The sequence below is a fragment of the Microbacterium sp. Leaf159 genome (assembly GCF_001423615.1).
In the GTDB taxonomy this organism is placed as follows: Bacteria; Actinomycetota; Actinomycetes; order Actinomycetales; family Microbacteriaceae; genus Microbacterium.
The window spans coordinates 249,869-263,645 of record NZ_LMOU01000001.1 but is presented as its reverse complement, the minus strand read 5'-3'; the positions used below and the strand labels follow the sequence as shown (position 1 = coordinate 263,645).

Annotated in this window: 13 protein-coding genes; 6 read left to right on the top strand and 7 right to left on the bottom strand. The window is 67.2% G+C overall.

Translation table 11 applies throughout. The annotated features are described in order from the left end of the window. The first annotated feature begins 29 nt into the window (after window positions 1-29). Window positions 30-614, top strand: a complete 585-nt coding sequence (locus tag ASF80_RS01285) for a TetR/AcrR family transcriptional regulator (RefSeq protein WP_056307300.1) — start codon at window positions 30-32, stop codon at window positions 612-614. A gap of 62 nt (window positions 615-676) precedes the next feature. Here ASF80_RS01285 and ASF80_RS01280 read toward each other — a convergent pair whose 3' ends face one another. Genes ASF80_RS01280 through sufB form a run of 6 tightly spaced genes read right to left on the bottom strand, consistent with a single transcriptional unit; the run spans window position 677 to window position 5,893 of the window. Next, complete coding sequence (locus ASF80_RS01280) at window positions 677-1,831, bottom strand: MalY/PatB family protein (RefSeq protein ID WP_056307299.1); 1,155 nt, start codon at window positions 1,829-1,831, stop codon at window positions 677-679. A 2-nt stretch (window positions 1,832-1,833) separates the two neighbouring features. Beyond that, the gene (locus ASF80_RS01275) at window positions 1,834-2,163 is read right to left on the bottom strand and encodes a metal-sulfur cluster assembly factor (protein ID WP_045280093.1); all 330 of its coding nucleotides are present in this window, start codon (window positions 2,161-2,163) and stop codon (window positions 1,834-1,836) included. Between the two features lie 10 nt (window positions 2,164-2,173). After that, window positions 2,174-2,944, bottom strand: a complete 771-nt coding sequence (sufC, locus tag ASF80_RS01270; RefSeq protein ID WP_056307297.1) for a Fe-S cluster assembly ATPase SufC — start codon at window positions 2,942-2,944, stop codon at window positions 2,174-2,176. Continuing rightward, the gene (locus ASF80_RS01265; RefSeq protein ID WP_053096453.1) at window positions 2,945-3,271 is read right to left on the bottom strand and encodes a non-heme iron oxygenase ferredoxin subunit; all 327 of its coding nucleotides are present in this window, start codon (window positions 3,269-3,271) and stop codon (window positions 2,945-2,947) included. It abuts the gene before it with no gap. After that, window positions 3,268-4,473, bottom strand: coding sequence for a Fe-S cluster assembly protein SufD (gene sufD, locus ASF80_RS01260; RefSeq protein WP_056307295.1), 1,206 nt, complete (start codon window positions 4,471-4,473; stop codon window positions 3,268-3,270). The genes ASF80_RS01265 and sufD overlap by 4 nt, the downstream gene beginning before the upstream one ends. Window position 4,474: 1 nt before the next feature. After that, window positions 4,475-5,893 (bottom strand): Fe-S cluster assembly protein SufB, encoded by a 1,419-nt coding sequence (sufB, locus tag ASF80_RS01255; protein WP_042537589.1) that lies wholly within the window; start codon window positions 5,891-5,893, stop codon window positions 4,475-4,477. A 233-nt stretch (window positions 5,894-6,126) separates the two neighbouring features. Here sufB and ASF80_RS01250 point away from each other — a divergent pair, with 233 nt between their 5' ends. Together ASF80_RS01250 and ASF80_RS01245 are read left to right on the top strand one after the other, a co-directional pair. Continuing rightward, window positions 6,127-7,236, top strand: coding sequence for a COX15/CtaA family protein (locus tag ASF80_RS01250; RefSeq protein ID WP_082488139.1), 1,110 nt, complete (start codon window positions 6,127-6,129; stop codon window positions 7,234-7,236). Between the two features lie 86 nt (window positions 7,237-7,322). Then, window positions 7,323-7,769 carry a hypothetical protein gene (locus ASF80_RS01245; protein ID WP_056307294.1) on the top strand — a complete coding sequence of 149 codons (447 nt, stop codon included), beginning with the start codon at window positions 7,323-7,325 and terminating at the stop codon, window positions 7,767-7,769. Here the strand turns inward: ASF80_RS01245 and ASF80_RS01240 are convergent. After that, window positions 7,715-8,629 (bottom strand): heme o synthase, encoded by a 915-nt coding sequence (locus ASF80_RS01240; RefSeq protein WP_414843793.1) that lies wholly within the window; start codon window positions 8,627-8,629, stop codon window positions 7,715-7,717. The two genes, ASF80_RS01245 and ASF80_RS01240, sit on opposite strands and share 55 nt — an antisense overlap. Before the next feature lie 332 nt (window positions 8,630-8,961). On the opposite strand from ASF80_RS01240, the gene tkt reads away from it, so the two are divergent. Genes tkt through ASF80_RS01225 form a run of 3 tightly spaced genes read left to right on the top strand, consistent with a single transcriptional unit; the run spans window position 8,962 to window position 13,771 of the window. Then, window positions 8,962-11,058: a transketolase gene (gene tkt, locus ASF80_RS01235; protein WP_056311593.1), complete on the top strand. Its 2,097-nt coding sequence runs from the start codon at window positions 8,962-8,964 to the stop codon at window positions 11,056-11,058. After that, window positions 11,055-12,167 (top strand): transaldolase, encoded by a 1,113-nt coding sequence (tal, locus tag ASF80_RS01230; RefSeq protein WP_056307293.1) that lies wholly within the window; start codon window positions 11,055-11,057, stop codon window positions 12,165-12,167. The genes tkt and tal overlap by 4 nt, the downstream gene beginning before the upstream one ends. Beyond that, window positions 12,164-13,771: a glucose-6-phosphate isomerase gene (locus ASF80_RS01225; RefSeq protein ID WP_056307291.1), complete on the top strand. Its 1,608-nt coding sequence runs from the start codon at window positions 12,164-12,166 to the stop codon at window positions 13,769-13,771. Before tal ends, ASF80_RS01225 begins: the two co-directional genes overlap by 4 nt. Window positions 13,772-13,777: the final 6 nt, after the last annotated feature.

Below are 13,777 nucleotides of genomic sequence, written 5' to 3'. Positions count from 1 at the left end.
ACCTGAACGGTGTTCACTATAGTGAGAACATGAGCCCCGATCACAACTCGACCCGCCACGATCGCGACGGCGTCGCGCGGGCGGCCCTGGTGCTCCTCGACGAGGTCGGGCTCGCCGACCTCTCGATGCGCAGGATCGCGAGCAGGCTCGATGTCCAGCCGAGCGCGCTCTACTGGCACTTCACGAGCAAACAGGAGCTGCTCGCCGATCTCGCCGACCGCATCACTTCGACCATCCCGCGTGATGACGCCGATGTGCTGACCACAGCGCGCAGCATCCGCGACGCCCTGTTCACCTATCGCGACGGCGCTGAACTCGTGCTCAGCACGTACGCACTGCAGCTCGGCTCCTCACAGGCGCAGACGGCGCTCGAGGACTCCCTGCACCGCGTGGGAGCCGAGGACTCCCGGGAGCGTGCGGTCGCCCTCCTGCACTTCATCCTCGGTCACGCCACGCTCGTGCAGCAGCGCATGCACGCCGACAGCCACGGCGCCCTCCCCGCAGGCGACGCGGTCGACGTCACCGCGGGGCTCGATCGGATCTTCGACCTCGGCGTGAGAGCGCTGGCGAGAGGCACGATCGATGACGAGGCTGCCGACAGACGGCTCCGGTGAGCCTGCCACCCATCTGACAGTCAGCTCTGCGCAGTCACCTCCGCGCAGTCACCTCTGCGCGGTCACCTCTGCACGAGCGCCGCGATGCGCTCCACGGCTTCGGTGATGATCTCGGGGCTCGTGCCGAAGTTCAGACGCACGTACCCCGCGCCTTCGTCTCCGAAGGCCGGGCCGAAGTGCAGGGCGACCCTGGCCTCCTTGAGGATGCGGCGCGCCGGGTTCTCACCCCATCCGAGGCCTGAGAGGTCGATCCACGCGAGGTAGCCCGCGTCCGGCATCCGATAGCGTGCCTCGGGCAGTCTCGATGCCAGCAGATCCTCGAGAAGCACTCGATTCGCATCGAGCGTCCTCAGCAGTCCGTCGAGCCACTCGTCGCTCTCCTCCGAGAACGCGGCGACCGCGGCGAGAAGACCGAACTGCCCGGTGCGCCAGACGACCTCGATAGGCAGGCCACGCACGACCTCGCTCGTGGCGTCGGATGCCGTCACCATCAAGGCGCATTTGAGGCCGGCGAGGTTGAACGCCTTGCTGGCGCTGACGACCGCGAATCCGACCCGCTCGGCAGCCTCGCCGGTGTCGAGGAACGGCGTGAACCCGGTTCCCGGCTGCGCCAGCGGCGCATGGATCTCGTCGGAGATCACGGATGCGCCGAACTCGTCCGCCATCTCGGCCAGCGCGGCGAGAGAGTCGCGGCTGTGGACCGTCCCCGTCGGGTTATGCGGGTTGCAGAGCAGGATCGCGGTCGCGCCGTCCTCGAACGCGGCACGGATGCCGTCGAGGTCGAGCTCCCACGCCGTGCCCGTGTCACGCAGCGGAACCCGCGAGACCTCAGCGCCGGCTTCGGCGACCAGATCGTAGAACGGCGGATACACGGGAGGAGTCACGACGACGCGCTCCCCCGGCTGGGTGACGCGACGGAGGATCTCCACGATGCCCATGCTGACGTCCGCAGTACTGCGCATGCGCGCAGGATCGACGTCCCATCCGAATCGTCGCCGGGCGAATGCCGCGTAGGCGGACGGCAACGGCGTCCGCGACGCGATGTACCCGGTGTCCCCCGTCTCGACGGCGCGGCGAAGCGCTGCCGAGATCGCGGGCGCGAGAGGGAAGTCGGTCTCCGCGACGAACAGCGGAAGCACATCGGCGGGATACTCCCGCCACTTCTCGCTCGTCCGCTCGCGGAGCTCGGCCAGAGGCAGAGCCTTGACCTCGAGCATCCTCAGATGGCGAAGCCGAGGGCGCGCATCATGTCGCGGCCGTCGTCGGTGATCTTCTCCGGACCCCACGGCGGCATCCACACCCAGTTGATGCGGAAGCGATCGACGACGCTGTCCAGAGCCTGCGCGGTCTGGTCTTCGAGGACGTCGGTCAGCGGGCAGCCGGCACTGGTCAGTGTCATGTGGATGACGAGAGCATCGTTCTCGTCATCCCACGCGAGGTCGTAGATGAGACCGAGGTCGACGACGTTGATCCCGAGCTCCGGGTCCATGACGTCTTTGAGTGCCTCGGTGACCTCGTCGTACTTCTGGTCCGTGAGGGTGGCTGTCATGCGAATCAGCCTACGCCTCGATGGGGGCTGCGGGGTCGAGGAAACGGTCGTATCCCTCGTCCTCGAGCCGGTCGGCCAGCTCCGGGCCGCCCTCTTCGACGATCTTGCCCGCGACGACCACGTGCACGAAGTCGGGACGGATGTAGCGGAGGATGCGCGTGTAGTGCGTGATGAGCAGAACGCCGAGGCCGGTCGACTCCTTGGCGCGGTTGACACCCTCGGAGACGATCTTCAGTGCGTCGACGTCGAGACCGGAGTCGGTCTCGTCGAGGATCGCGAACTTCGGCTTGAGCACCTCGAGCTGGAGGATCTCGTGACGCTTCTTCTCGCCACCCGAGAAGCCCTCGTTGACGTTGCGCTGCGCGAACTTCGGATCCATGCGGAGGTTCGCCATGGCCGCCTTGACGTCCTTGGTCCAGCCGCGGATCGCGGGGGCTTCACCGTCGAGGGCCGTCTTGGCGGTGCGGAGGAAGTTCGTCACCGTCACACCCGGGATCTCGACCGGGTACTGCATGGCGAGGAACAGTCCGGCGCGAGCGCGCTCGTCGACGCTCATCTCGAGCACGTCCTGGCCGTCGAAGGTGATCGAGCCCGAGGCCACCGTGTACTTCGGGTGTCCGGCGATCGTGTAAGCGAGCGTCGACTTGCCCGAGCCGTTGGGGCCCATGATCGCGTGCGTCTCACCGGTGTTCATGGTGAGGTTGATGCCGTTGAGGATCGGGGTGGTACCCGCCTCGGTCTCGACCGTCACGTACAGGTCGCGGATTTCAAGAACAGACATTCAGACTTCCTTCGTCACAGTCGGGTCGATGAGCACGTCGTCGCCGTCGATCTCGACGACGTAGACCGGAACGGGCTCATAAGCGGGGAGATTCTGGGGCTTGCCGGTGAGCAGCGAGAACGCCGAGCCGTGGGCCCAGCATTCGACCGTGTCACCCTCGACGAAGCCCTCGGCGAGAGAGATGTCGCCGTGCGTGCAGGTGTCTCCGATGGCGTGGATGACGCCTTCGGAGTCCTTGATCACGGTGATCGGCACGCCGTTCGGCTCGACACGGATCGGCATGTCCTGCTCGAGTTCCGCGACGCCGCACACGCGCTCGGCGCTCACGCGTTCACCTCGGCGAGCTCCGTCTCGATAGCGTCGAGCAGCTCGGTCTCCAGAGCCGGGATGCCCAGGCGCTGGACGATGTCGGTGAGGAATCCGAGCACCACGAGACGGCGTGCTTCCTCTTCGCTGATGCCGCGAGCCTGCAGGTAGAAGAGCTGCTCGTCGTCGAAGCGACCTGTGGCGCTGGCGTGGCCGGCGCCGAGGATGTCTCCGGTCTCGATCTCGAGGTTCGGGATCGAGTCGGCACGAGCGCCCTCGGTGAGCACCAGGTTGCGGTTCGCCTCGTACGAGTCGGTGCCCGTCGCGTCGGCGCCGATCAGCACGTCGCCGATCCAGACGCTGTGCGCGCCCTCGCCCTGGAGCGCACCCTTGTAGAGCACGTCGCCCTTGGTGTGCGCGCCCTTGTGGTGCAGGTACACCTGGCTCTCGAGGTGCTGACCCGCATCGGCGTACGACAGACCGTAGAGGTAGCCCTCGGATCCGGCACCCGCGAGCTCGACGCTCGGGTTCACGCGCACGACGCCGCCGCCGAAGCTGATGACGAAGTGCTTGAGGGTGGCATCCGCGTCGACCCGCGCCTGGTGCGCAGAGGTGTGCACGGCCGCATCCTGCCACTGCTGCAGGCTGATGACGGTGAGCTTCGCTCCGTCGCGCACGATGATCTCGACGTTCTGCGAGTACTGCGCGGCTCCGGTGTGCTGGAGCACGACGGTGGCCGAGCTGTGCTCGAGCGCCTCGATCACGATGTGGGCATCGGCGCGCAGTTCTGCGCCGAGACCGTCGATCGCCACGAGGATCGGCTCTGCGACCTCCTCTTCACGAGGGATGCGGATGTGCAGCGCTTCAGGCGAGCCCTGCCACGCGATGGCCGCGGTGATGTCCTCGGCGAGGAAGACTTCGCCGCGGGGAGCATCGCCGGAGGCGAGCGGCGCGGAGACGTACTGCTCTCCTGCGCCGAACGTGTATCTCACTCCTTCAGCGGAGCCCGCGACCTCGAAGAGGGACGAGAGCTTCGCGACGGGCGTGTGCTTCCAGTTGACCTCGCGGCCGGTCGGCGCGCCGAAGTCCGCCGGCTCGAACGAATGCGGGCGCTCGGAACGCGTCTGAACCGGAACGAATCCGGCGTCCGCGACCTGCGCGGCCGGGTCGACATGCGCGCTCGAATGATGCGACGCCGTGGGCGTCGTCGTCTGGGCCGTCATCTCAGCCGACCGATCCTTCCATGCCCATCTCGATGAGCTTGTTCAATTCCATCGCGTACTCCATCGGCAGCTCCCGCGCGATCGGCTCGATGAAGCCGCGCACGATCATCGCCATCGCCTCGTCCTCGGGCATGCCGCGGGACTGGAGGTAGAAGAGCTGCTCTTCGCTGACCTTCGAGACCGTGGCCTCGTGGCCCAGCTGCACGTCGTCGACACGGATGTCGATCGCCGGGTAGGTGTCGGAGCGCGACTTGGTGTCGACGAGCAGGGCGTCGCAGCGCACGGTGTTCGCGGAGTGGTGCGCGTTGGCGTCCACTCGCACCTCGCCACGGTATCCGGCACGTCCACCGCCACGCGCGATCGACTTCGAGACGATCGACGACTGCGTGTAGGGAGCCATGTGGATCATCTTCGCGCCGGCGTCCTGGTGCTGTCCGGGGCCCGCGAACGCGACCGAGAGCGTCTCGCCCTTGGCGTGCTCGCCCATCAGGTAGATCGACGGGTACTTCATCGTCACCTTGGAGCCGATGTTGCCGTCGACCCACTCCATCGTCGCGCCCTCGTGCGCGACCGCACGCTTGGTGACGAGGTTGTAGACGTTGTTCGACCAGTTCTGGATCGTCGTGTAGCGAACGCGGGCGTTCTTCTTCACGATGATCTCGACGACGGCCGAGTGCAGCGAGTCCGACTTGTAGATCGGGGCCGTGCAGCCCTCGATGTAGTGGACGTAGCTGTCCTCGTCGGCGATGATCAGGGTCCGCTCGAACTGGCCCATGTTCTCGGTGTTGATGCGGAAGTACGCCTGCAGGGGGATCTCGACGTGCACGCCCTTGGGGACGTAGACGAACGATCCGCCCGACCACACGGCGGTGTTCAGGGCCGCGAATTTGTTGTCCCCGGCCGGGATCACCGATCCGAAGTACTCCTCGAAGAACTCGGGGTGCTCACGGAGCGCCGTGTCGGTGTCCATGAAGATGACGCCCTGCTCCTCCAGGTCTTCGCGGATCTGGTGGTAGACGACCTCGGACTCGTACTGAGCCGCGACGCCGGCCACGAGACGCTGACGCTCGGCCTCGGGGATGCCGAGGCGCTCGTAGGTCTCACGGATCTCGGCGGGAAGATCTTCCCACGACTGCGCCTGCTTCTCGGTGGAGCGCACGAAGTACTTGATGTTGTCGAAGTCGATCTCGCTGAGGTCTGCGCCCCAGGTCGGCATCGGCTTGCGTCCGAAGAGCTGGTATCCCTTGAGACGGGTCTTCAGCATCCATTCGGGCTCATGCTTGAGCGCCGAGATCCCACGGACCACCTCTTCGGAGATACCGCGCTTGGCGATGGCTCCGGCAGCATCTTCGTCATGCCACCCGAATTCGTACACCCCCAGGCCGTCAAGCTCCGGGCGGTCGATCAGCACATCCGACATCACACACTCTCCTCACAGGTCCCAAAACGGTGTCATCCGCCCCGACACACCTGATCCCCGTCGAGTCTGCGGGAGCGGGTGCCGTTGGTGGGCCCTCATCACCGGCGCATCCATCGCGCCTAAACTGTTAGCGATGCTTCAGCGCGGTCAGCGCTCATCACAACAATCCGATTCTACAGGTTCCGCCTGAAGACAGGGCCGCTCGCCGTGTCCGGCGCGGTTCGGAGAGACTTATGCCCGAGACGACGATCTCCTCCCCCACGAATGCACCGCAGACGACCTCGACGGCCGCGCTCCTGTGGGGACGGATGCTGCGCGTGTGCGCCTGGCTCTCGTTCCTTGCGCAGACCATCATCATCGGCACCGGAGGCGCGGTGCGCCTCACCGGCTCCGGGCTCGGATGCTCGGAGTGGCCGCTGTGCACTCCCGAGTCCCTCGTGCCGATCTATGCCGATCAGGGAATACACGGGATCATCGAGTTCGGCAACCGCGTGATGACGGGCGTCGTCGGCATCATCGCGCTCGCAGTCCTCCTGCTCGTGCTGGCGCGCGTGGGCGGCAGACGCCTCGTGTTCTCCGCTCTGCGCTTCGCCGCGAGCGGCATCGTCGCCGCGGCCGTCGTCTTCGGGCTGGTCTCTCTGTTCTCCCTTCCGGCGACGCCCTTCGCCATGGGCGCGCTGCTCGTCACGGTGATCGCCGCGATGATCCGTTCACTCAGGCTCGCGTCAGAGCGGCGTGATCTCGTCGTCCTCGCCTGGGTCGTGCTCGTCGGAGTCGTGGCACAGGCACTCGTGGGAGGCATCACCGTCCTCACCGGCCTGAACCCCTTCATCGTCGGGTTCCACTACGTCTCGTCGCTGCTGCTCGTGTGCGTCACGGCGGCGTTCCTGGTGCGCCTCTACGCTGCTGCCGGACCCCGTGTGAGCGCCGTCCCGAAGTGGTTCGCCATCCTCAGCCATGTCACCGGTCTCGCACTGGCCGTCACGATCGTGTTCGGTGTTCTGACGACGGGCTCGGGGCCGCACTCCGGCGACGCCGACGTGCTGCGGCACGGATTCGACGCCACGATCCTCGCCCACGTGCACTCGTGGCCCGGATACATCCTCGCCGCTCTCGTCGCCGCTCTGACGATCTCGGCGTGGGCTCTTCGGCTGGAACCCCGCAAATGGCTGCTCGTCCTCGTGCTCGCGATCCTCGTGCAGGTGGGCGTCGGCATCTGGCAGGCGCGTGAGGGACTTCCCCCGCTGCTCGTCGGCATCCACATGGTGCTCGCTTCGCTGTCGGCCGCCGCCTACACGGTCGTGGTGCTGCACCTGAAGAAGCCGGTCGCCGCTCGGGAGTGACGACGACCGCCGGCCCGGCGACCGGCACAGTGGATGCATAGCTGCGACATCAGAGGCTCATCAGTTCGTCGTGCACCGTGGCAGACATGAACAAGTCACTGACACGCAGCATCGGCTTCTGGCTCCTCCTCGTGCTCTCGCTCGCCTCGGCGGGCGTCGGCGGATGGCTGATCGCCGGGCAGGTCGGCACGATGACGAGCACTCTCCTCGACGGCACGGCCACGGGCATCGAGGTCTATGTCGGCCAGTCGCTCGTCGTGGTCGGCGCGGCCCTGCTGGGCGCCGGAGTCATCGGACTCCTCATCGCGATCGCTCTCACGGCGGTGCAGGCGCTCATGCCCACGACCGCACCGGTCGTCGTCGAGCCCATCGACTGGACGTCAGAGGCTGACGCCGACGACGCGATCGAGCCGGCCACGGATGACGCCCCCACCCTCGTCTCGTCGGAGGACGAGACGATCGTCGAGAACGACGAGCCTCAGAACGGAAGCAGCGGGTCGACCGCGACGGCCACGAAGATCAGCGTCAAATAGGTGATCGAGGCGTGGAAGACTCGCATCGGCCGCGCCTCGTTCCCCCGCACAGCCTGGTTGTACAGGCGGTGCGACTCGTAGATGAACCAACCGCCGAACACCAGGGCGGAGACGGTGTAGACGAGGCCCATGTTCGCGATGGGGATCAGCAGCAGCGAGCAGGCGATGGTCGCCCAGGCGTACAGGATGACCTGGAGGCCGACCTGCGAGGCGTTGCGGGTCACTCCGAGCATGGGCACGTCGACGTCGTCGTAGTCGTCCTTGTACTTCATCGAGAGCGGCCAGTAGTGCGGCGGCGTCCAGAGGAAGATCAGGGCGAAGAGGATGAACGCCGGCCAGTCGAGCGAACCGGTGACGGCCGCCCAGCCGATGAGAACCGGGAAGCATCCGGCGATGCCGCCCCAGATGATGTTCTGCTCGGTGCGGCGCTTGAGGATCATCGTGTAGATCACGACGTAGAAGAAGATCGCGACTGCCGACAGCGTGGCCGCCAGCCAGTTCGTCGTGAACCAGAGCCAGACCGTCGAGAGCACGGCGAGGGTCCAGGAGAAGATCAGAGCGCCCCGAGGGGTGATCTCTCCCGTCACGAGCGGACGGTTCTCCGTGCGGTGCATGTGCGCGTCGATGTCTCGATCGAGGTACATGTTGAACGCCGCTGCCGAACCGGCGCTCAGCGAGCCGCCGATCACCGTGGCGAGCACCAGCCACAGGTCGGGCATCCCGCCCTGGGCGAGGAACATCACCGGGACGGTCGACACCAGCAGCAGCTCGAGGACACGCGGCTTGGTGAGGGCGACGTACGCCTTCACGGTACGACCGATGGACTTCTTCACAACGGTCTGATCAGACATCGTCGAGATCTCGATCGCCTCCTCCACACGCGTCACGACAGCGTTTCCCAGTCTAGGGCACGCCGAGGACTCGGCCCGCCCCGCCTCCGCAGACGCGCCCGGGGCGTCGCGAGACCGCGTTCCGTGCACGTTGATCTTCGGTCCCAGGAGTGTGCGACACACCCCCTCCGCCATGGAATTCCTGGGCTGGTGACGCGTTGTAAGACTGGGTAACGGGTCACACCACGGCGCTATGCTGAAATGACTCGCGCGCCCGGCGCACATCACACACCCCTCCGTAACGTTGCGGTCTGCGAATGTGCACTCCGGACGCTCTCGAACAGTTGCAGAAGGGCTTCACAGTGTCGGAATTGCAGTGGGATGAGATCGACCGACGTGCGGTGGACACCGCGCGTCTTCTGGCAGCGGATGCCGTGGAGAAGGTCGGGAACGGCCACCCCGGCACCGCGATGAGCCTCGCTCCAGCCGCGTATCTCCTCTACCAGCGGGTTCTCCGCCACGACCCGACCGACACCGACTGGCTCGGCCGCGACCGCTTCATCCTCTCGGTCGGTCACTCGTCGCTCACGCAGTACGTGCAGCTCTACCTCGGCGGCTTCGGTCTCGAGCTCGACGATCTCAAGGCGCTTCGCACCTGGGGCTCGCTCACTCCCGGACACCCCGAGTACGGCCACACCAAGGGCGTCGAAATCACCACGGGCCCGCTCGGCCAGGGTCTCGCCTCGGCGGTCGGGTTCGCCTATGCAGCCCGCTACGAGCGTGGCCTGTTCGACCCTGAGGCCGCTGCGGGCACGAGCCCGTTCGACCACTTCGTCTACGTGATCGCCGGCGATGGCGACCTTCAGGAGGGCGTCACCAGCGAGGCCTCCTCGCTCGCCGGCCACCAGGAGCTCGGCAACCTGATCGCGATCTACGACTCCAACCAGATCTCGATCGAGGACGACACCAACGTCGCCTTCACCGAGGATGTCGCGAAGCGCTACGAGGCCTACGGCTGGCAGGTCCAGACCGTCGACTGGAAGAAGACGGGCGAGTACGTCGAGGACGTCGCCGAGCTGAACGCCGCCATCGAGGCCGCGAAGGGCGAGACTTCCAAGCCGTCGCTCATCATCCTCAGGACGATCATCGGCTGGCCGTCGCCCGGCAAGCAGAACTCGGGCAAGATCCATGGCTCGGCCCTCGGCGGCGACGAGCTCGCTGCAACCAAGAAGGTCCTCGGCTTCGACCCCGAGGAGCACTTCGCCGTCGCCGACGACGTGATCGCCCACACCCGCGCGCTCGCCGACCGCGCCGCCGAGACGCGTGCCGCGTGGCAGACGTCGTTCGACGCGTGGGCCGCGGCCAACCCCGAGCGCAAGGCACTCCTCGACCGTCTCGAGGCCAAGGAGCTCCCGGCCGACATCACGTCAGCTCTCCCCGTCTTCGCCAGCGGCAAGGACGTCTCGACCCGCGCGGCCTCCGGCCAGGTCATCAACGCCCTCGCCGCCGAGCTCCCCGAGCTCTGGGGTGGATCGGCCGACCTCGCCGAGTCGAACCTCACCACGATCAAGGACTCGAAGTCCTTCATCCCCGCCGAGTGGTCCACCCACGAATGGTCGGGTGACCCCTACGGCCGCGTGCTGCACTTCGGCATCCGCGAGCACGCCATGGGCGCGATCGTCAACGGAATCGTGCTGCACGGCCCGACCCGCGCCTTCGGCGGCACGTTCCTCATCTTCAGCGACTACATGCGCCCGCCGGTGCGTCTGGCCGCGCTGATGAACGTCCCCAGCATCTTCGTCTGGACGCACGACTCCGTCGCGCTCGGCGAGGACGGCCCCACGCACCAGCCGGTCGAGCAGATCGCCACGCTCCGCGCCATCCCGAACTTCACGCTGGTGCGCCCCGCCGACGCCAACGAGACCTCGGCCGCCTGGCTCGAGATCCTGCGCCGCCACGAGGGCCCGGCCGGCATCGCCCTCACCCGTCAGAACATCCCGGTGTTCGAGCGCGGTCAGGGAGCAGCCGACGGCGACGTCTTCGCCTCGACCGACGGCGTCTCGAAGGGCGCATACGTGCTCGCCGAGGCTCCGAACGGCACCCCCGACGTGATCATCATCGCGACCGGCTCCGAGGTTCAGCTGGCGGTCGACGCCCGTGCGGCCCTGGCCGAGGAGGGCGTCGGCGTCCGCGTCGTCTCCGCTCCCTCTCTGGAGTGGTTCGACGAGCAGGACGACGCGTACCGCGAGTCGGTCCTGCCGAAGGCGGTCACCGCCCGCGTCTCGGTCGAGGCCGGATCCGTCCTCAGCTGGCGCGGCATCGTGGGCGACCGCGGCCGTTCGGTCGGCATCGACCACTTCGGCGCATCCGCCGACTACAAGACCCTGTTCGAGAAGTTCGGCATCACCACAGAGGCCGTCATCGCGGCCGCACGCGAGACCATCAAGGAGAACGCATGAGCACCCCCACCGCAGACCTCGCAGCAGCCGGTGTCAGCATCTGGCTCGACGACCTGTCGCGCACCCGCATCTCCTCCGGCAACCTGGCCGAGCTGATCGAGACCCGCAACGTCGTCGGCGTCACCACCAACCCGACGATCTTCGCGAACGCGATCACCGACAAGAACAACACGTCGTACGACGCTCAGGTCACCGAGCTCGCAGCGTCGGGCGCGACGGCGGAAGAGGCCGTGTTCGCCGCGACCACGCAGGACGTCGCTGCAGCGCTCGACGTCTTCCGCCCCGTCTGGGAGGCCTCCGGCCACGTCGACGGCCGCGTCTCGATCGAGGTCTCCCCCGACCTCGCGCACGACACCGAGGGCACCGTCGCTCAGGCCAAGCAGCTCTGGGCCAAGGTCGACCGTCCGAACCTCCTCGTCAAGATCCCCGCGACGAAGGCAGGACTCCCGGCCATCACCGAGGCGATCGCATCCGGCATCAGCGTCAACGTGACCCTGATCTTCAGCCTCGAGCGCTACGCCGAGGTCATCGACGCCTACCTCGCCGGTCTCGAGCGCGCGCACAGCGCCGACATCGACCTGTCGAGCATCCACTCGGTCGCCTCGTTCTTCGTGTCGCGCGTCGACACCGAGACCGACAAGCGTCTCTCCGCGATCGGCACCGACCAGGCCGAGGCGCTCAAGAGCAAGGCAGGGCTCGCCAACGCACGCCTCGCCTACGAGCTCTTCGAGCAGAAGTTCGCCGAGAAGCGTGCTCAGGACCTGATCTCGTCCGGCGCGAACGCCCAGCGTCCGCTCTGGGCATCGACCGGCGTCAAGGACCCGGCGCTGCCCGACACCCTCTACGTCACCGAGCTCGTCGCAAAGGATGTCGTCAACACGATGCCCGAGAAGACGCTCGAGGCGACCTTCGACCACGGCGTGGTCACGGGCGACACCATCACGGGTGGCTACGAAGAGGCCCGCGCCGTCTTCGCCGGCATCGCCGACCTCGGAATCGACTTCACGGACGTGACCCAGGTGCTCGAGGACGAGGGCGTCGCCAAGTTCATCGACTCCTGGCACGACCTGCTCACGCAGGTGGCAGAGGGCCTCGAGGCGCAGCGATGACATTCGCGATCCACGCCTCGGGCGCGGCTCGGGTCGCGATCGACGAGACGGTCCCCGCTCTCGTCCACGACCTCATCGCCTCCCGCCTCACCGGCGGAGATGCAACCCTCTGGGGTGCGGCAGCCGAGTCCGAGGCCTCGATCCGCCTCGGATGGATCGAGGCGGTCTCGGTCTCGCGCCCACTGGTCGCCGAGATCGCGGCGCTTCGCGCGGATCTCCATGCGAAGGGTGTGACTCGAGTCGTGCTCGCCGGCATGGGCGGATCGTCGCTCGCACCCGAGGTCATCGCCCAGACCGCGGGCGTCCCGCTCACGATCCTCGACTCCACCGCTCCGAGCCAGGTGCTCGCCGCACTGGACGACGGTCTCGAGGGCACCGTGCTCGTGGTGTCGTCGAAGTCCGGCTCCACGGTGGAGACCGACTCGCAGCGCCGCACGTTCGAAGCCGCATTCCGCGACGTGGGCATCGATCCGGTCGAGCGCATCATCGTCGTCACCGACCCCGGTTCGCCGCTCGACGTCTCGGCTCGCGAGGCGGGGTACCGCGTGTTCAACGCGGACCCGAACGTCGGAGGGCGCTACTCGGCGCTCACCGCCTTCGGCCTCGTCCCGTCCGGGCTCGCCGGAGCCGACATCGACGAACTCCTGAACGAGGCCGACGCCTCGCTTCTCGAGGTCGCGATCGACTCCGCAGACAACCCGGCGCTGCGGCTCGCTGCCGCGATCTCCGCCACGTCGCCGCGCCGCGACAAGCTGGGCCTGATCACCGACGGCACGCACATCAACGGCCTGCCCGACTGGATCGAGCAGCTCATCGCCGAGTCCACGGGCAAGGACAGCACCGGCATCCTGCCTGTCGTCCTCCTTCCTGTGTCGCCGGAGCTCGACTCGAAGCCGTCGGACCTGCAGATCGTGCGTCTGGTCGACGACGCCAACGAGTTCCACCTCCGCGAGCGGCACGAGGGCGAGATCCTGGTCAGCGGATCGCTGGGCGCTCAGCTCGTCGTGTGGGAGTACGCCACAGCGATCGCGGGCTACCTGCTCGGCATCAACCCCTTCGACCAGCCCGACGTCGAGTCCGCCAAGGTGGCGGCCCGTGGTCTGCTCGACGCACGTCCCGAGCCGACCGCTCCCGCGTTCGTCGAGAACGGCGTCGAGGTGCGCGTGTCCGATCCCGCTCTCGCGGCATCCGGCACAGTCGAAGGCGTGCTCGATGCGCTCTGGGCTCAGCTGCCGGCAGACGGCTACGTCTCGATCCAGGCCTACGTGAACCGACTCGACGTCCCGCAGCTGCAGGGCCTCCGCGAGCTCGTGGCCGCCGATTCCGGTCGCCCCACGACGTTCGGATGGGGACCGCGCTTCCTGCACTCCACGGGTCAGTATCACAAGGGCGGGCCCGCTCAGGGAGTGTTCCTGCAGATCCTGGAGCGCACCGAGGTCGATCTCGAGATCCCCGAGAGGCCCTTCACGTTCGGGCAGCTCATCGAAGCGCAGGCCGCCGGCGATGCCGGTGTCCTCGCCGAGCACGGCCGTCCGGTCGTCTCCCTGACGATCACCGATTCGTCGGCCGACGTCCTCACCCTCTTCGAAGCAGCACAGAAGTAACAGCCA